Genomic DNA, 17,848 nt, shown 5'->3' on the forward strand with positions numbered 1-17,848 from the left:
GCGCGGGGTTTACCGCGCTATGGTTTTTGCACCCTTGAGATGCCCTAATCTCTTTCGATTCCCATTTGCCTGTTTGCGGGCCGCTCTTTCCAACTGTTTTGCTCATCTCTTACTTCATGACGTTCTCGATCCTTTCCCTCGTATCTCCCACGCCAAAGGCGAGGGGCGCGCCGATGAAACGGTTTTTCCCGACGGAGTACCGCAGGAGGGACAGGGAGTAGTCCGCCCGGATCTGGCTGCCGGACTGCCGGAGCACCGCCTCGTCGCAGGACATCTCCATATCCCTGCCGGCCAGGGTAAAGGCCAGCCACACCAAGGGATTGAACCAGTGGATGCACAGGGCGGCAAAGGCCAGGAGCCGGAAAAGAAGGTCACCCCGGCGGATGTGGTGCTGCTCGTGGCGGATGATGTAGGCCTGTTCCGCCTCGGCCAGGTCGGAGGGCAGATAGATCCTGGGCCGCACCAGCCCCATTACGAAGGGCACCGGGATGTGGTCCGCCAGGTAGACATTCTCTCGGAGGGGGAGGGCGCAGAGGAGCCGGCGGCGGAGCTTTACCCAGCGGACGGTGTTCAGAAGGGCCAGAGCCGCCGCCCCTGAAAGCCACAGGGCACCGGCGGCGGCCAGGGGAGAGAGACTGATACCTTCCGTTTCCGGAGCGACTGCCGGAGCCGCGGCGTCCTCCGCCTGCTCCGCCGGAGCCGCGGGAAGGACCGGGGTATTCTCCTCATCGGAAGGCAGGGGGAGGTATGCCATGTGCCCCACGGGCCCGGCCTCCGCAGCGGGCGTCTCCAGGACATTGTACAGGGAGATGACAGACGACGGGGACACGGGGCAGAGCAGGCGAAAGAGCACCACGGCCCACAGGGCGTAGGAGAAGACTTTGGGTGCACGCCGGAGCAAAAGCCTTGCGCCCAGCACCGGCAGGATGGCGGCGCTGGCGGTGATGGACATATTGAGCACCGTCAGGAACATCGTCTGCAGCATGGCGTCACCTCAGCTTGTCGATGAGGGCCTGCAGGGCGTCGATCTCCTCGTGGGACAGCTTTCTGCGGGTGGAGAAGGCGGCCAGGAACCTGGGCAGGGAGCCCTCAAAGGTCTCCTCCACGAACTGCTCGCTCTGCATGGCGCTGAACTGCTCTTTGGACAGGAGGGACATCACCGTGCCGCCGTCGTTGCGGAAAAGGCCCCGCTCGCACAGACGGCGCAGGACCGTGTAGGTGGTGGATTTTTTCCAGCGCAGCTCCTGCTCGCACAGCTTCACCAGCTCGCCGGAGGAGAGAGGCTCGTGGGCCCAGATGAGGTCCGCGAAACGGGTCTCCACCGCCCCCAGTCTCGTGTCGGCCATTGTACACACCTCCCATGTTGGTCTACTCGATATAGACCTTCTTGAATGAAGTTTACAACAAGTAGACCGATCTGTCAACAGGGGCGGCGAAAAATCCCGGGGAGGGGTGTTACTTGTCACAGCAGGATTTGTTCCGTATAATGGAGAAAACCGCATGTTATTGCTCCGGCCATTGTGCCGGGGGCTGGGCGCGCGCCGCGCTGCTTTAGGAGGTATGCCGATGAAATTCATTCACCTCTCCGACCTGCATCTGGGCAAGCGGGTCAATGAGTTTTCCATGCTGGAGGATCAGCGGTACATCCTTACGGAGATCCTCCACGTCATTGACGCGGAGAAGCCGGACGGGGTCCTGATCGCCGGGGATGTCTATGACAAGTCGGTGCCGTCCGCGGAAGCGGTTGCCTTGCTGGACGGCTTCCTGGTGCGGTTGGCCAAACGGGACCTCCAGATCTTCCTCATCAGCGGCAACCACGACTCTCCGGAGCGCATGGCCTTCGGCGGGCGGCTGATGGAGGGGAGCGGCGTTCATCTGGCCCCGGTCTATGACGGCAAGGTAAGGCCCATCACCCTGACTGACGAGTACGGCAGGGTAAATTTCTACCTCCTGCCCTTTGTAAAGCCGGCCCATGTGCGCCGGTGCTTCCCCGAGCGGGAGATCACCACCTATACCGATGCCCTGGCCGCAGCCATTGAAGCCATGGGCGTGGACCCGGCCGAGAGAAATGTGCTGGTGACCCATCAGTTTGTCACCGGCGCTGCCCGGTGTGACTCGGAGGAGCTCTCCGTGGGCGGGACGGACAATGTGGATGCCTCCGTCTTTGATCCCTTTGACTATGTGGCCCTGGGACACATCCACGAGCCTCAGCGGGTGGGCAGGGAGACGGTGCGCTACTGCGGTACGCCCCTCAAGTACTCCGTCTCCGAGGCCGGTCATCAGAAGTCCGTGACCGTAGTGGAACTGGAGGCAAAGGGGGCGGTGTCCGTGCGCACGGTGCCCCTTGTCCCTTTGCGGGATCTGGTGGAGCTGCGTGGGACCTATGAAGAGCTGACCTTCCGGGGGTTTTATGAGGGGACGAGCTATCAGCGAGACTATGTCCACATCACCCTCACGGACGAGGAGGACGTCCCCGACGCCATGCGCAAGCTCCAGATCCTCTACCCCAACCTGATGAAGCTGGACTATGACAACACGCGCACCCGGACGGAGGTCTGTCTGGACGGGGCGGAGGATGCGGAGAACCGTTCTCCGCTGGAGCTGCTGGAGGAATTTTACCAGGCCCAGAACGGCAGGCCCATGGGCGAGGAGCAGCAGGCCTTTGCCCGGACGTGGATGGAGCGCATCTGGGAGGAGGATGAGGAATGAGACCGCTGAAATTGACGGTATCCGCCTTCGGACCTTACGCCGGGAAGGTGGTCATGGACCTGGAGAGGCTGGGGGAACAGGGGCTTTACCTCATCACCGGGGATACCGGCGCAGGCAAGACCACCATCTTTGACGCCATCACCTATGCCCTCTACGGGGAGCCCAGCGGAGACGACCGGGACCCCTCCATGTTCCGCTCCAAGTACGCCCAGCCGGAGACCCCCACGCAGGTGGAGCTGGTCTTCTCCTACGGCGGTAAAACCTATATGGTCCGCCGGAATCCGGAGTACGAGCGGCCGGCGAAAAAGGGTGGTGGAACCACCATCCAAAAGGCGGACGCGGAGCTTACCCTTCCGGACGGCCGGGTGGTCACCAAGGCCCGGGAGGTCAACCGGGAGATCGCCGAGCTTATCGGCCTCAACCGCAGCCAGTTTTCTCAGATTGCCATGATCGCCCAGGGAGATTTTCGCAAGCTGCTACAGGCCGACACCAAAAGCCGTCAGGAGATCTTTCGGGAGATTTTCAAGACCCGGTACTACATGGTGTTCCAGGAAAAGATGAAAAGTGAAGCCGGCAGGCTCCAGCGGGAGTGTGAAGCGGCCCGGGCCAGCGTGCAGCAGTATATCGGCGGTGTGGTCTGTCAGGAGGACGACCTGTTGCAGTCCGAAGTGCGGAAGGCCCAGGCGGGTAATCTCCCCTTTCAGGAGACGGTGGAGCTGATTCAGCGGTTGATCGATCAGGACCAGGGGGAGGAAACCCGCCAGCAGGAGGTTTTGGACCGACTGGACGTCGCGCTGAAAGAGGCCTCCGCCCTGCTGGGTAAGGCGCAGGAGACCCAAAAGGTCAGGGAAAAGCTGGAGCAGGCCCAAAGAGAGCGGGAGGAGCTGCTGCCTCAGGTCGAGATGGCCCGGAACGCCCTGGAGGCGGAGCGGGAAAAGACGCCCCGGCAGGAGGCTATTGGGAGAGAACTGGCCGCTTTAGAGGCGGAGCTGCCCCGGTATCAGGAGCTGTCCAAGCAGGAGCACGACCTGGCCACCCTGGCAGAGAGCGCCACAGCCTTGGAGGAAAAACGCGGTCGACAGGAGGAGGCGCGGACTGCCCAGGCACAGTCGCTGGAAGCTTGGCGGCAGGAGCTGGACGCGCTGACCTCTGTGGATGCAGACCGGGAACGACTGCTGCGGGAACAGGAGCAGGCGGAAAGCCGCAAGGCCGCACTGACTGCCTTGAAAATCCAAATAGAGCAATGGCAAACGTGCCTTGGAAAAATTGACGAGGGACAGCGCCAACGGGAGAAACTGCAGCAACAGAAAGCAGAATTGAGCGCTCAGTTGGCGGAGGAAAAAGAAGTTTTGAAGGCCGGCAAGGAAAGCTTCCAGGCCACCGCCGGACTTTCCGGAGAGAAGCAGGAACTGCTCCACCGCCAGGAGCGGGCGCAGGAGAGACAACAAGCCTTGTCCCAGCTCCTCGCCGGCTTGGATAACTACGCCGAAGAGGGAAGCGCCCTGCAAGCGGCCCAGGCGGTCTACGAGCGGGTCAGAGCGCGGTCGGAGCAGATGGAGGAGACCTACCGCCGAAAAAACCGGGCATTTTTGGATGAACAGGCCGGTGTGCTGGCACAGTCGTTGACCGAGGGTCAGCCCTGTCCGGTATGCGGCGCTCTCCATCACCCTTCTCCCGCCCAGCTGTCCGGAGGTGCCCCCACAGAAGCGGAATTGGAGGAGGCCAAGGCCGCATGGGAGGCGGCGCAGCAAGCGGCGCAGGAGGCCAGTATGGCCGCCGGAACGCAGCGCGCCGCCCTGGAAGAGCGGGAGAAGCAGCTTATCCGGGCCATGGCGGATTACATCGATTCCCCCGCTCTGGACACTGCGCGGGAGCAGCTCGCCGCTTGTCAGGAGGATGTGCTGGGAGAGCTGACCCGGCTGCACCAGGCACTGATGGACCTGGAAGCCCAGCTCGTTCATCGGGCGGAACTGGAGCAGGAGATTGCGCATCGGGAGGAATCTCTGGCGGAGTTGGAACAACAGGCAGAGAAATTGAGCGAAGTCATCCGTCAGACCGAGGTCTCCTGGAGTGCTCTGTGCGGCCAGCGACGGCAGCTGGAGGACGTCCTTCGTCGGGATCTGTCAGCCCATTTGGAGAACTGCTCTCTGGAGAATACCCCGACGGCGATCACCCAGGCGCTGACTGAGACAACGGAAAAAACTGCTCAGCTGGCGGAACGGGAGCAGGTGCTTGAGGGCAAATTACAGAAAAAGCAGGAGTTGAATCAGCAAATCCCTCTGGCGGAGCAGGCGCTGCGTGGGCTGGAGGATGCCGCTGCCAAGGTGCGGGAAGAGCTGGCAGGCGCGCGCAGCCGGCAGGAGGAATTGGCCGGGCAGATCCAGGCGCGGCGTGACCGGCTGCCCTTCCCAAATGCGGAGCGCGCCCAGGAGAAGATCACTGCGCTGCGGGAGGAGCACCAGGGCCTTACCCATGCACTGACGCTGGCCCAGGAAACGGCCTCAGACCGCCAAAAGGAGTTGGCCGCTGCCGATGCCGCCATTGGAGAATTGCAGCGCCTGCTGGAGAGCGCACAGACGGTGGATGTGGAAGCGCTGCAGCAACAGAGCCAGGACCTGACCCGGCAGCGCGCAGAGGCAAGTGAGGCCCAGAAAACCATCCACACTCGCCTGGTCACCAACCAGACCGCATTGAGCCATATCCGGGAGAAAGCGGCGGATCTGGAAAAACTGGAGGAGAGGTATCAATGGATGCGTGCCCTCTCCAACACAGTCAACGGCAATCTAAACGGCAAGGAAAAAATCGCCCTGGAGACCTACATCCAGATGACCTTCTTTGACCGCATCCTCCAGCGGGCCAATCTCCGGCTGTTGGTCATGTCCGGGGGACAATACGAGCTCAAGCGCCGGAGAGAGGCGGAGAATAACCGCAGCCAGAGCGGTCTGGAGCTGGATGTCATTGACCACTACAACGGCTCAGAGCGCAGCGTGAAGTCCCTCTCCGGCGGGGAGTCCTTCAAGGCGTCCCTCTCCCTGGCCTTGGGGCTTTCCGATGAAGTGCAATCTGCCGCGGGAGGCATTCGGCTGGACACCATGTTTGTGGACGAGGGATTCGGCTCTCTGGATGAGGAGTCCCTTGCCCAGGCCATCCGCGCCCTCACAGGGCTTACGGAGGGAAATCGTCTGGTAGGTATCATCTCCCATGTGTCGGAGCTGAAAGAAAAAATAGACAAGCAGATCATTGTCACCAAGGATAAAGCCGGAGGCAGCCGGGTAGAGATCGTGGTGTAATGGCTTAGATGTGCTACAGAACAGGGCTTTCTACATGAAAAGGAGCAGTTTCCGTGTGTTTTCACAGGAAACTGCTCCTTAATTTTGTGGTGGGCGCTATGAATAGCATTCAGGTGGATATTTGACAGGGGGAGAGGAAAAGTATGGAAACGTTCAAGCCTCACCTTCTGCCAAAAACCAGCGTCAGAATATCAACGACTGCTTCCACGATCAGTGTGACCGCGATAAAGGTCCAGAGAACAGCCGTGGATTCAAAGGGATTGGCCAGAATGAGAATGCCGAAAAGAAGGGTACACACGGCACCGATCATAGCAATAAACCAGTATTTTTGCTTCAGCCGCAGCAGATCTATGGCCCACTGCACCTTGTTGATTCCGTTCATCAATGTGATGATGCCGTACAGAACCGTAAGAACCGGGAAGGTGATGATAAACCACTCCCGTTTGAAGGCACAGAAAAGGCCCAGCAGTACAATGACAAGACCGGCCATAAGCCCGCCGCTTTCCGCCGCTGCCTCCGGCTCAGACCGGAAATACGTAAGGATTTTCCAAGCTCCTACGGAGATCAGTGCGATCCCCAGCAGAATGAGGACTGCGGAAGTAAAGCCCATTGGATTGATCAGCAGCAGAGTGCCAATAAGGATCTCGCCGATGCATACAATCAGATTTATCAAGTTGCGATTCATTTCAGCCATTCTTCTTTTAAACAGCTATGGCTTGGCTATGCCGTTGAGTGTGCCATTCAACTCCAGTAATTGCTGCTTGGTCAGCTTTTTCCCCTCCGGCTGTATTTGCACCAGAAGATCGGACAGACGCAGAAGGGTGAGCCCTTCGACCATGTTCATGAAGGACTCCTGCTGGCCGTCTTGTTGCAGTGACCGCATAGCCGAATCCACAAAATCCCGAACATAGCGGGCAGCAGCCTCGTTCGCAAGCAGATCTCGAATCTTGTCGTTGAGTGAGAAGCGGCCCTCCGGTTGGGTGATGTCAAACCAGTTGAGCAGGACACCTTTTTCGTGGAGTCGGTAGGGCTCATAGAAGGTGTCTACCTTGCAGATGTGGCTTTCATCCATACATTCGCCTGCCGTGGCCAACAGACGGGTCTCTCCCTGATTGGGCACATCAAAATAGAAGAAGTGATCCGGAGCCTCCTGAATCCCTAAGGATATGCCATTGGCAAACAGCTCCACCTTGGGCTGATTGGAATAGACCGTCACCCGGGTGACGTCCTCCACACGCCGGATATAACGTTTGCCGCAGATATGCACGAAGGGCTCATCGGAAAGCCACGCCTTATAGGCGTAGAAAGCGTCCTTTTTATATTTACGGTCAAATGTCACCAGACCTTTGTGGTTCTGTCCATTCTCGCCGCCCTCATTCCGGCCGTCTGCGCCGAAGTCAAACATATTCCACACATGGGTGGCCCAAAGGTATTTGCGGGAGAACAGCTGACGGATGAGCTCCTCGTGATAATGTGCCTGGTATTCCTCCGTATAGTCCCCCTGCTGTGGGTCAGAGGTGTGATAGTCCAGCGCCTCGCAGCCGTACTCGCTGCATCCGATGGGGATGTTGGGATATACCTCGTGGAAATGATCGAACCAGGGACCATTCATGGAGGTATCGCCGCCGTACCAGCCAAAATAGTGGTTGTAGGAAACGGCGTCCGGGATTTGGAGGTAGGGGCTCTCTATGGGGCACATACTCACCGCTGCCACCACGGTACGGCGAGTGGGATCTAGCTGGTGGCACAGATTGTTTAAAAGCCGGTGGTTTTCCAACAAGTCCTCTCCTGCATCCCCACCCACGGTGATCTCGTTGCTCAGACCCCAGACAACGACAGAGGGGTGGTTGTAGTTCTGGAGGATCAGCTCCTCCATCTGGGAGCGGGTGTTTTCCCGCCCCTGAGGCATATGACGGGAGATGTAGGGGATCTCCGCCCACACCACCATGCCCCGCTCATCACACAGGTCGTAGAAATACGGATCGTGCTGATAGTGGGCCAGACGAATGGTATTGGCCCCCATCTCGCAGATGAGGTCCATGTCCTCCCGGTGGTGTTCCGGCAAAAGAGCGTTGCCGTACCCCCAGCGGTCCTGATGGCGGGACCACACCCCGCAGCGGGTATTCCTGTCCGTTGAGAAGAAAGCCCCTCTGGGGGTCGATCTGAAAACTCCGGAAGCCGAACCGGGTGGAGATCCTGTCCACCGCCTGGCCGTCCACCATCAGCTCCGCCGTCGCCGTGTACAGATAGGGGTCCTTGCGCCCGTTCCACAGGCAGGGGCTGGGCACCGTCAGGACGGCATCGGGGCTGTCTGACTGGGCGGATGCCACCTCTCTGCCATCCCGGTCTGAAATGGTGAAGCGCACCTGGGCTTCCTTGCTGCCGCAGACTCGAGTCCCGATCTCCACCCGGCCGGAGACATCCGGCGTCACCTGGATTCCTGGACTGCCGTGGTCCATCAGATCAAAATGGCAGGCATCCGTACAGATGATGTTTACCGCCCGATACAGTCCGCCGTAGAAGGTGAAGTCCGCCATCTGCGGATAGACCCGGTCATTGACGCCATTGTCCACAGCAATCACCAGCAGATTTTCCTCCCGCAAATATTCCGTCAGATCGACCCGGAAGATGGAGTATCCGCCGTCATGGTGCGCCAGCTTTTCGCCATTGAAATAGATGTCGGCAGAGGCGCTGGCGCCAGTGATCTCCAGGAAGCAGCAGTCCGCTTGTGGAAGGTCTGACCGGTGGAGGCGCTTAGCATACCACCCCACGCCCCGGTAATAATCGTTGCCGCCGTCCTGGCCGTCAATGTCGTTCCAGGTGTGGGGAAGATTGACCCAGATCCAGTCGGTGGGCATTTGGGTCGGGCAGGCGCTATTTTGTTTGGTAAACGCCCATTTTCTCAGCAGTGGAATTATAGTCCGCATAGGTTCCTCCTTTAATCGTTCTGTCCAGTCTTTGATTTCGTGTTTTCTCGAATACATGATTGATTAAGAAAGCCCAGGATGAGAGTATTGCCGCGCAGATAGAGCCAGATCCGTAAGACGATAACCGACGTCGGCCATCTATAAACCAGAGAATACGGGTGAAGCGCTCCATAAAAAACGGCGGGAGGCATGGCTCGCATCACAGCTCCTCTGACAGCTGATGCAGGGCCTTCGCTTTGGCTGATTGTCTCCGGTGCACATCCTGTCCCAGCAGCTCCAGGCTGATGGCGGATAATGCGGAAAACAGCGCATGGTATATGGATTGTCTTGCGAAATCAATTGCGTATTCCGCATATAGCATCCTGGCTTCTGATTGTTCCTGCACTGGAGTGCTGACTTCGCCGTGAAAGTAAGCGGGCCGTTTCTGTTCCGTAATTCGCTTTACTGCCTGATAGTAGTTTTTCTGGGTCTCTGCCAGTGCGGAGAGAGCTGGCGAGCGGCTCCTACGAATATTGTCCTCCAGATGGGCGGCCCATTCATCGCTGGTCTCATGAAGCTTTTGTGTCGCCGCCTGCAGTTCGTTCGAGTCCAGTGTTTGGCAGGTGCGCAGGCAGGCCTGCATGATATGCGTGTCCTCATCCAGTTCGCACAGTTTCGGGTAAAATGCTTCTCGTTCCATAGTTCCTCCTAGACGGCTCATCGTCTGGCGTTTCCTCATAGTATCCTAGCGAACCGACAACCATGTGACAATTTGCAATTTAACATCTGTGTATAGACAAACGCCGGTATCTGTCCAATTTTTGACAGATACCGGCGTTCGTACAACAAAAATATGCAATTTAACATTTCGACATGCGGCCGAAAGGCGGCAGATATAGTTTGTGGGCCAGATATGATGTGCACTGCGCAATCTCACAGCACCAGTCTCAACCGGAACCAGCCGTCTGTCAGGTCAAACTGGCAGACGGCTCCGTTTTTACGGCAAAACGCACAGATGGACTGCGCTCCCAGACCATGCCCCTCCTTTGGCGCTACCGGAAGGCCGTTGCTGTCAAAGGTAACATTGGCGGCACAAGGATTGGAGAGTTCCAGCATGACGCCGGGTGCTCCTACCATCTTACACCGGATCTCCCGCTGCTCCTGGGGCAGTGCCAGATTGGCGTGGATGGCATTTTCCAAAGCATTGGCTACAACGATGGCCAACTCGCCCTCGTCCACTGGCAAGGTGTCAGGTAGGGAGATCTTTGCCTCCACCCGGATGCCCTGTCTTTTGGCCTGCTCGAAGTAAGAGGAAAACACAGCGTCCAATATTGGGGGACGGCACCAGCGGATTTCCTTCCGCTCATCCAGCCGCTTCTGGGCGGCGTCCAGAAAGTCTAGGGCCGCATCCTTGTCCCCGCGTGACACCAGCTCTGTGACAACCTGGAGCTGATGGCGCAGGTCGTGGCGCTGGATTCGAATACTTTCCTCTACTTCTTTGATCCGATGCACCTTTTCTTTCAGCGCTGAAATCTGTACGGTCAGCAGCGCGGTACTCTGTCGCTCCATCTGGATGCGGTACTGCGCCAGAAGGCTCTTGAATACGGCGACATACACAATGGCGATAGGAATAACAGCGGCATAGAGATAGAGACGCTGTGCTTTATTTTCGAGATAACTGCCTGGCCAGGCGGCCACAAAAATAAGATAGCCGCAGAACACACAGGGAACGAGGGTAAGTACCCCCCAGCGGGCAGGCATCACCCGGATCAGCATGCGGAAAGGTTTCCGTAGGAAACGCCACTCCAGATAAATCACCGCAAAATAGAATGCACACATCAACAGGATATTCACAAGCCATGAGAGGCACAGGGACTCCGTCAGCCAGCGGATCATAGAGGCCGACAGCGCGGAGATCAGAATCTGTGTCGTGTAGTTAAAAACCGCCTGGGTGGGGGTGTCATTGGAGGCCAAATATGTAAGGAAGGTAGCCGGAACAGAAATGCTGAGAAAAAATAGGCGGAGCAGCAGCAGTTCTCCGCCGAGACACAGCAAAATCAGGCTGGAACCAACCACCCAAATGCTGTAAACCGCCAGAATCAGCAGCAGCTTTCTGCGCCCAAAGCGAAATTCGGTCAGACTTGCCATCATTCCAACGGTCATTATTGTAATAAAGAAGACGCGGAAGACGAGAAAAATGATATTTGTCATAGTGAATGGGCCTCCAGCCAGTAGCTGCCCCAGGCTTTCTTAAAGTCTGTCGCCGCTGTCCGTGGCAGCGCCACAGACTGGCCGTTGTCCAGCAAAGCAGTCTGTCCCTGCACTCCGGTGACATGCTGGAAATTCAGTACGAAGCTGGCCCCGCACAGGCAAAAGCGCCGGTCGGCCAGCAGGGGAGCGGCCGCTTCACGGAAGGAGACCCGAATCGTCTGAGAATCTACCGTGCCGTCGGTGCAGTAATAGCGCATACAGCGCTCCACTCGTTCCACATACCGGATGCGCTCCAGCAGGATGCGCCGGGGGCCGCCCGTCGTGGGCACCACAACGGCGCTGCTCCGCCGCTGATTCAGCTTCTCCACCGCACCGTCTAATACCTGAAAGAGCTTCCTTTGCTCCACCGGCTTGAGCAGATAGAAAAAAGCCCGGACGTCGTAGCTGTCGGCGGCAAAGTCGTTGGAATTGGTGAGATAGATGATCTCACCGCCCTCACCCATCGCTCGCAGACGGCGTCCAGTGTCGATTCCGCTCAGATCTGGCATAAGGATATCCAGCACATATAGGCCAAAGCCCTCCGCATCCTCCGCCCTTGCCAACAGCGCGTTACCACTCCGGAACGCCTCCACCTGCCCATGCAGGCCGGGGCGAGACTGGAGATAGGCCTCCAACAGCGCCGCCATCTTATTCAGTTGTTGTTCGTCATCATCACATATGGCGATCCGCAGCATAGTCAGCCTCCCTGATGTAACCAACTTCGAATTTTGCGCAAATAGCGGCAAATTCTGAGTTGCTACTTCCCAATTTTGTAACGATTCATACAATGAAAATAGCATGAAAGCCAAAAACCGTCAAGAGGGACTGCTAAAAGGAGGTCTTGCTATGCAGTATGACTGTAAAGCATATGATGACCGGCGAGAACCCCTGTCTGCGCCCAAACGAGACGGAAGCGTGTGGCCCAGTCAGAGTTGCCCTGCGTTTACCCCCAGAAAAGAGCACCTGCCCATAGAGGGCAGCCAGTGCTGGTTCTGCCGCTATGCGTATTTTCACCGAAATGTTCGGTGGCGCTGGAGGTGGGAATCTGCTGCTGGCCGGACATACAGATTTGATAAAGGCAGCGCGGTTTGAGGCATTTCTATACGATCACCGTTTTAAAAGGATGTTTTGTTTTATGGTGCGCAAAATGCAAAACTTACTCAATCACAGGCTTCGATTTGACCTACAAATTCCCAGTTATATCCGTCAGGAGTTCCTGAAGGAATCAGTGCGGAAAAACAACTTTTCCTTACAGATCATCTGTGCGATTATTTTTGCGGTGGAGCTCTTCAATATCGCCCGGGTGCTGTTTTGGTCCCAGTCCGGACTAGGGACCCGGAACAACCGTATATATTTTTCCATGTACTGCCTCCTGATCCTCGTGGCAGCCCTGTGGCTGGTACTGCGGCGGGCGCTGAAGCGGGCCCCGGCAGGGGTTCAGTGGAACGCCCAGTATGCGGTGACCTACCTGATTCTTTTGTGGCACATGGGGCTTAACACCTACGATCTATACCGCGATCCAGCGGCGGGGACCACGGTGCTGACGACGGCGCTGCTGGGATTGGCTTTGCTGATCCAGTCGCCGCCCTGGTACAGCGCAGCGCAGTTTGTGGTGGGCTACCTGGTGTTTCGGGCCATCATGGCCCCGCTGCTGGATGTGGGTGGCCGACTCAATCTGACCATCACCTTTGTGGTGGCCCTGGCCGTTTCCCTGGCCAATGCCCATCATAACGCTGTTATGCTGAAGCAGCAGAAGCAGATCATAGAGATCAATGCCAAATTGCAGCAGCTGGTACAGTTGGACCCCCTGACGGGGCTACTCAACAAGACGACGGTGGAATGTTGGGCGGAGCAGGTGCTCTGCGGCCTGGAGCGCGCGGAGAGATCCAGTGGCCTGACCCTGTTCCTTGCGGATCTGGATGAGTTCAAAGGGATCAACGACCGCTATGGACACCCCTGCGGGGACCATGTGCTGGTGGAGACGGCGGAAGCCATGCGCCGTGCCTTTCCGGACGCGGCTGGTTTGGGACGGGTCGGTGGAGACGAGTTTGCAGTGCTTTACGACCGCCCCCTGACACAGGCGCAAGCCATGAACCTGGGCCAGGGGCTGGTGGAGCGATTGGGCACAATCCAATGGCAGGGGCAGCCCTTGGCAATCCAGTGCAGCGTGGGTGTGTGCATCTGCACAAAGCCCCAGTGTACTTACCAGCAGCTGTATGCGGAAACAGACCAAATGCTGTATCAAGCCAAGGAGACCGGAAAAGGCCGATGCTGCGTCCAGAAGTTGGAGTATGCGGAAAAGGAGCCGTTCGAGGAGGCGTGTGTATGAAAAAACGGATGTTGAGCTGGGGGCTGATGCTCTCCCTGCTGATTACCCTGCTGCCGGTACGGGTACTGGCGGCGGGCGGGACTTGCAACGGCAGCCACAGCAGCGGCTGGACGGCATTGACTGCGGGCACAACCAGCCTGTCCGGCAACTGCTATCTGTCGGACCATGTGACGGCCAGCAGCAGCATCACAATTTCCGGCACCGCCACCCTCTGCCTCAAGGGCAAAGTGCTGGACCTGAACGGGCACAACATCACCGTGGGCAGCGGCGCCAGCCTGACCATCTGCGACTGCCAGGCCACCGCCACGGAGGGCTGTCTGGATGAAACCGGCCTGTGGCAGCAGGGCAGCGGCGGGGAAGGCTGCACCCTCGACGGCGGCGTCATCACCGGCGGCAAGGCGACCTTGGGCGGCGCCATTCTGGTGGAGGGCGGCGCCCTGACCCTGGAGTCGGGCAATATCGCCGGCAGCACCGCGGACAAGGGCGGCGGCGTCTATGTCAGCAATGGCAGCTTCACCATGACCGGCGGCACCATCACCGGCAACCTGGCAAACGGAGTGGGAGCTGGCACGAGCGGAGCCGACATTTGCGGCGGCGGCGGGGTATATGTAAGCACCGGCGGTACCTTCGCCATGTCCGGCGGGTCTATACAAAAGAATAGGATGACAGTTTCCGAACAAAATGACGGCGGCGGCGGGGTACTCATCGATGATGGCAGCTTCACCCTGTCCGGCGGCAGCATTACAGAAAACGCTGTGGTCAAACAAACGCGGGATGGCGGCGGCGGCGGGGTGTACCTCAGCAGGGGGACCTTCACCATGTCGGACGGCGCGATCTCGGGCAATGAGGCCACATTCGGCGGCGGGGTATTGGTTTTTGGCAAGGAAGGTACGGAAACGAACTTTCTGCTGTCCGGCGGCAGTATTACGGGCAACCATGCCAGTGAAGGCGGCGGCGTGTATCTGTCGCTAAGCGACTACGGTGCAGCATTTAAGCTCTCCGGAGAACCGGACATCAGCGGCAACACCGCGGGCAGCAATTCGGACCCCTCCAATCTATATCTGAATGACAACGTGATCACCCTGAATGAGCCCCTGCCCCCTGGTAAGACCTACGGTGTGAACGCCAGCCGCGGCTTCGTCACCCGCGGCTGGGGGACTCACATGAGCGGCGCAGAGCCCACGGATTATTTCACCTCCGAGATGGATGGCGCAATCATTATGCTCGCCGGAGAAGGCGACAGCCAGGAGGTCATACTGCATACGCATTTCTATTCTTACACCGCTGACGGCCAGGCGAACACCATTACGCAAACCTGTACTGGCTTTGGTAACTGCGGCCACAGCGCCACAGCCACCCTCAGCGTATCCCCCGGCCCTCATTATGCCAATGCTGACGGCAGCCCCGTCACGCCAGCCACGGTGACATACAGTAGCAACTGGGTTGGGGAACATCCAGAAGTTACCTATGAAAACAATGATAAGGCAGGCACCGCCACCGCCAGCCTTACGATAGAAAACAAAACGGTTAGCGTCAGCTTTGAAATTTTGGAGCCTCTCCCCACCTATACGGTCACCTTCAACGCCAACGGCCACGGTACCGCGCCTGAGCAGCAGTCGGTGCAGCAGGGCGGCAAGGTAGAGGACCCCCCCACCCCCACCGCCGACGGCTACGACTTCGGCGGGTGGTACCAAGAAGCGGACTGCACCACCCCGTGGAATTTTGGCAGCGACACGGTCAGCGGCGACCTCACCCTCTACGCCCAATGGACCCCGATCACCTACCACATCACCTATAACCTGGACGGCGGCAGCCTTGCCGGTGGGCAGGTCAACCCCGGCAGCTACACGGTGGAGACGGGCGATTTTATCCTCAATAACCCCACAAAGCAGGGCTACATCTTTGCAGGCTGGACGGAGGGCGACGGCACAGAGCTCCAGCAGACCGTCACCATTCCCAGGGGAAGCACCGGAGACAAGGCCTACACCGCCCACTGGACGCTGAGCGCCCCCACTGTGACGCTCAGCGCCGACCCCGCTGACGCAAGCGGCACCTACAGCGGGGGCAGTCCCGTGGTCACCCTCACCGCCCAGGCCAGCCACGAGGTGGGTGTGACCTACACCTATGCGTGGTACAAGGACGGCCAGCTGCTGGACGGCAAGACCGGCAGTACTCTGGAGCTCACCGACGTGGCCCACAGCGGCACATACACCGCCGCCGTCACCGTCCGGGACACGGACGGCCAGGAGGCCAGCGGCACAAGCAACCCCGTCACGGTCACCATCTGCGGGGCCACGCCGGACTACACCGTGCCCACCGGCCTCACCGCTGCCTACGGGGACGCACTCTCGTCCGTCGCTCTGCCCGAGGGCTGGACCTGGGAGGATGGGGACGCTCTCGTTGGTAACGCAGGCGAGCAGAGCCATGCCGCGATTTTCACCCCTGCGAACCCGGACAACTATGAGACCGTGAAGAAGATGGTCACGGTGATGGTAAGCAAGGTCACCCTGAACCCCGCCGTCCTCTCCGTGGAAAGCAAGGAGTATGACGGCAGCGCGGAGACCAAAGGCGCCATCTCCCTCACCGGCGCGGTGGCGGGTGACCAGCCCACCGCCACCGGCACATTCACCTTTGAGGATGCCGGCGCAGGCGAGGACAAGACGGTCCATGTCACCGTCATCCTGGACGGCGCCTGGGGCGAGAACTATAAGCTCTCCACCGCTGAACTGACTGCCACGGCCGACATTACCCCCAAGACCGTGGGCCTTGTCTGGCACGGCGATAAAGACCTGGTCTACACCGGCCAGCCGGTCAGCGTTACCGCAGAGGCCACCGGCCTAGTGGGGGAGGACAGCTGTACCGTCACCGTGTAGGGTGGGGACAAGGTGGATGTGGGCGCCTACACAGCCGAGGCCACCGGCCTTGACAATCCCAACTATCAGCTGCCCGCCGACGGCACTACTCTGGAATACACCATCGCCCAGGGTGCCGGAACCGCCTCGGTCACCATGGCGGGCTGGACCTATGGAGAGACGGCCACCGCCCCCATACCCACGTCGGCCACCCACGGCACCGACCACGTGACCTACCGTTACACCGGTACCACCGCCGGGGGCACGGCCTACGACAGCAGCGCCGTCCCCACCGATGCGGGAAGTTACACCGTCACCGCCACCTTTGCAGCCACGGACAATTATGATGCGGTTACCACCCAGGCGGAGTTCACAGTGGCCAGAAAGACTCTCTCCGCCGTCTGGCTGGGTCTGGATCAGGTGTACGGCGACGGTGCGAAGGTCGAGGTGACGCTTCCCGGCATCGTGAGCAGCGATGATGTGGCGGCGGAGGTCTCCGGCGCCGGCACCGACGCCGACACCTATCGGCTGACCGCCGCCCTCACCGGTGACGATGTGTCCAATTACACCCTGAAAAACAGTACGGCCACCCTGACCATTCAGTCCAAGCCGGTGATCTTCACCGTGGCGGGCAATACGGTGCAGGCCGACGGCAGCGAAAAGAATGCGTCCGTTACCCCGGATGACGAAAGCTGCCCCTACACCGTCACCTACCGGCAGAACGGCAGCCCGGTGGCCTCCCCCAAGGATGTGGGCAGCTACGAGATCTGGGTGACCATCACCGATCCCAACTACCGCCACACCAACGGCAGCACCGGGATGCAGGTGGGTGTCCTCACCATCACCCAGGCCCCGCCGGTACTGTACACGGCCACCTTTACCGCCGGGGAGAGCGCCGAAGGCGCCGCGCCCGCCGCCCAGGCCGCCGTGAAGGACGGTCAGATCATTCTGCCCTCCAATCCCTTTGCCTGGGAGGGCCACCTCTTCACCGGCTGGAAAGCCGACGGCGGCACCATCCTCTATCAGCCCGGCGAAGCCTTCACCATGCCCGCCCGCAATGTGGCCTTCACCGCCCAGTGGCAGGCGGTGTTTGACGTGTACGGTACCGTCACGGAGAAAACAGAGGAAGGAGATATCGGAGCGGCCAACGCGGTGGTCACCCTCTGGCTGGGGGCAAACAAGCTCGGCGAGGTCACCACAGGGAATGACGGCACCTTCGAGTTTAAAAATCTTGTCCCCGGCATCTATAATCTGGTGGTCACCAAGGATGTGCGCACGGTCACCCGCAAGGTGGAAATCACCACAGAAAGCAAGACCTGTGACGCCGTCCTGCCCCAGGGCGCCACCAACTCCGTGGTGAAGGTGACCCCCGGCAGCCCGGACATCGTGGTGGGCGATCTGGGGAATCTCTGATTTAATCCGCACTACCATAAAGGCTCCGGATGTGGGATAATAACACTATCAACGCAATGGTGGTGTATGGGGATGAAGAAACAGGAAACATTTACGGAT

General features: G+C 59.2%; 13 protein-coding genes. 5 read left to right on the forward strand and 8 right to left on the reverse strand.

What is annotated here, in order from left to right:
* Positions 1-109 precede the first annotated feature (109 nt).
* Positions 110-985, reverse strand: coding sequence for a M56 family metallopeptidase (locus tag ACTNBK_RS14720; protein ID WP_441147253.1), 876 nt, complete (start codon positions 983-985; stop codon positions 110-112).
* Between the two features lie 4 nt (positions 986-989).
* A complete protein-coding gene (locus ACTNBK_RS14725; RefSeq protein WP_441147255.1) occupies positions 990-1,346 on the reverse strand; it encodes a BlaI/MecI/CopY family transcriptional regulator in 357 nt (118 codons plus the stop codon).
* Between the two features lie 220 nt (positions 1,347-1,566).
* Here ACTNBK_RS14725 and ACTNBK_RS14730 point away from each other — a divergent pair, with 220 nt between their 5' ends.
* Both ACTNBK_RS14730 and ACTNBK_RS14735 read left to right on the forward strand, forming a co-directional pair.
* On the forward strand, positions 1,567-2,709 hold the full coding sequence (locus ACTNBK_RS14730) for an exonuclease SbcCD subunit D (RefSeq protein WP_441147257.1): 1,143 nt from the start codon (positions 1,567-1,569) through the stop codon (positions 2,707-2,709).
* Positions 2,706-5,999 (forward strand): AAA family ATPase, encoded by a 3,294-nt coding sequence (locus ACTNBK_RS14735; protein ID WP_441147259.1) that lies wholly within the window; start codon positions 2,706-2,708, stop codon positions 5,997-5,999. Before ACTNBK_RS14730 ends, ACTNBK_RS14735 begins: the two co-directional genes overlap by 4 nt.
* A 160-nt stretch (positions 6,000-6,159) precedes the next feature.
* Here ACTNBK_RS14735 and ACTNBK_RS14740 read toward each other — a convergent pair whose 3' ends face one another.
* From ACTNBK_RS14740 to ACTNBK_RS14765, 6 genes are all read right to left on the reverse strand, one after another.
* Positions 6,160-6,684: a DUF308 domain-containing protein gene (locus ACTNBK_RS14740; protein WP_441147261.1), complete on the reverse strand. Its 525-nt coding sequence runs from the start codon at positions 6,682-6,684 to the stop codon at positions 6,160-6,162.
* Between the two features lie 24 nt (positions 6,685-6,708).
* A complete protein-coding gene (locus ACTNBK_RS14745; protein WP_441147262.1) occupies positions 6,709-8,064 on the reverse strand; it encodes a glycoside hydrolase family 2 TIM barrel-domain containing protein in 1,356 nt (451 codons plus the stop codon).
* A complete protein-coding gene (locus tag ACTNBK_RS14750) occupies positions 7,958-8,926 on the reverse strand; it encodes a glycoside hydrolase family 2 protein (RefSeq protein WP_441147264.1) in 969 nt (322 codons plus the stop codon). The genes ACTNBK_RS14745 and ACTNBK_RS14750 overlap by 107 nt, the downstream gene beginning before the upstream one ends.
* Before the next feature lie 199 nt (positions 8,927-9,125).
* Complete coding sequence (locus ACTNBK_RS14755) at positions 9,126-9,605, reverse strand: hypothetical protein (RefSeq protein ID WP_441147266.1); 480 nt, start codon at positions 9,603-9,605, stop codon at positions 9,126-9,128.
* Positions 9,606-9,838: 233 nt separating this feature from the next.
* Positions 9,839-11,116 carry a sensor histidine kinase gene (locus ACTNBK_RS14760; protein ID WP_441147267.1) on the reverse strand — a complete coding sequence of 426 codons (1,278 nt, stop codon included), beginning with the start codon at positions 11,114-11,116 and terminating at the stop codon, positions 9,839-9,841.
* The gene (locus ACTNBK_RS14765; protein WP_441147269.1) at positions 11,113-11,850 is read right to left on the reverse strand and encodes a LytR/AlgR family response regulator transcription factor; all 738 of its coding nucleotides are present in this window, start codon (positions 11,848-11,850) and stop codon (positions 11,113-11,115) included. Before ACTNBK_RS14765 ends, ACTNBK_RS14760 begins: the two co-directional genes overlap by 4 nt.
* 533 nt (positions 11,851-12,383) lie before the next feature.
* Here ACTNBK_RS14765 and ACTNBK_RS14770 point away from each other — a divergent pair.
* The 3 genes from ACTNBK_RS14770 to ACTNBK_RS14780 are packed head-to-tail and all read left to right on the forward strand — an operon-like array spanning position 12,384 to position 17,749.
* Entirely contained in the window at positions 12,384-13,484 is a 1,101-nt protein-coding gene (locus tag ACTNBK_RS14770) for a GGDEF domain-containing protein (RefSeq protein WP_441147271.1), read from the forward strand.
* The gene (locus tag ACTNBK_RS14775) at positions 13,481-16,357 is read left to right on the forward strand and encodes an InlB B-repeat-containing protein (protein WP_441147273.1); all 2,877 of its coding nucleotides are present in this window, start codon (positions 13,481-13,483) and stop codon (positions 16,355-16,357) included. The genes ACTNBK_RS14770 and ACTNBK_RS14775 overlap by 4 nt, the downstream gene beginning before the upstream one ends.
* A gap of 18 nt (positions 16,358-16,375) precedes the next feature.
* Complete coding sequence (locus ACTNBK_RS14780; protein ID WP_441147275.1) at positions 16,376-17,749, forward strand: MBG domain-containing protein; 1,374 nt, start codon at positions 16,376-16,378, stop codon at positions 17,747-17,749.
* The last annotated feature ends 99 nt before the right edge of the window (positions 17,750-17,848 follow it).

This window comes from Intestinimonas sp. HCP28S3_D6 (genome assembly GCF_052065695.1).
Taxonomy (GTDB): Bacteria; Bacillota; Clostridia; order Oscillospirales; family Oscillospiraceae; genus Intestinimonas.

Coding starts and splice junctions, on each gene's coding strand:
- ACTNBK_RS14740 (WP_441147261.1), bottom strand. CDS start 6,684: ATGAATCGCAACTTGATAAATCTGATTGTATGCATCGGCGAGATCCTT.
- ACTNBK_RS14735 (WP_441147259.1), top strand. CDS start 2,706: ATGAGACCGCTGAAATTGACGGTATCCGCCTTCGGACCTTACGCCGGG.
- ACTNBK_RS14775 (WP_441147273.1), top strand. CDS start 13,481: ATGAAAAAACGGATGTTGAGCTGGGGGCTGATGCTCTCCCTGCTGATT.
- ACTNBK_RS14725 (WP_441147255.1), bottom strand. CDS start 1,346: ATGGCCGACACGAGACTGGGGGCGGTGGAGACCCGTTTCGCGGACCTC.
- ACTNBK_RS14760 (WP_441147267.1), bottom strand. CDS start 11,116: ATGACAAATATCATTTTTCTCGTCTTCCGCGTCTTCTTTATTACAATA.
- ACTNBK_RS14765 (WP_441147269.1), bottom strand. CDS start 11,850: ATGCTGCGGATCGCCATATGTGATGATGACGAACAACAACTGAATAAG.
- ACTNBK_RS14720 (WP_441147253.1), bottom strand. CDS start 985: ATGCTGCAGACGATGTTCCTGACGGTGCTCAATATGTCCATCACCGCC.
- ACTNBK_RS14755 (WP_441147266.1), bottom strand. CDS start 9,605: ATGGAACGAGAAGCATTTTACCCGAAACTGTGCGAACTGGATGAGGAC.
- ACTNBK_RS14750 (WP_441147264.1), bottom strand. CDS start 8,926: ATGCGGACTATAATTCCACTGCTGAGAAAATGGGCGTTTACCAAACAA.
- ACTNBK_RS14730 (WP_441147257.1), top strand. CDS start 1,567: ATGAAATTCATTCACCTCTCCGACCTGCATCTGGGCAAGCGGGTCAAT.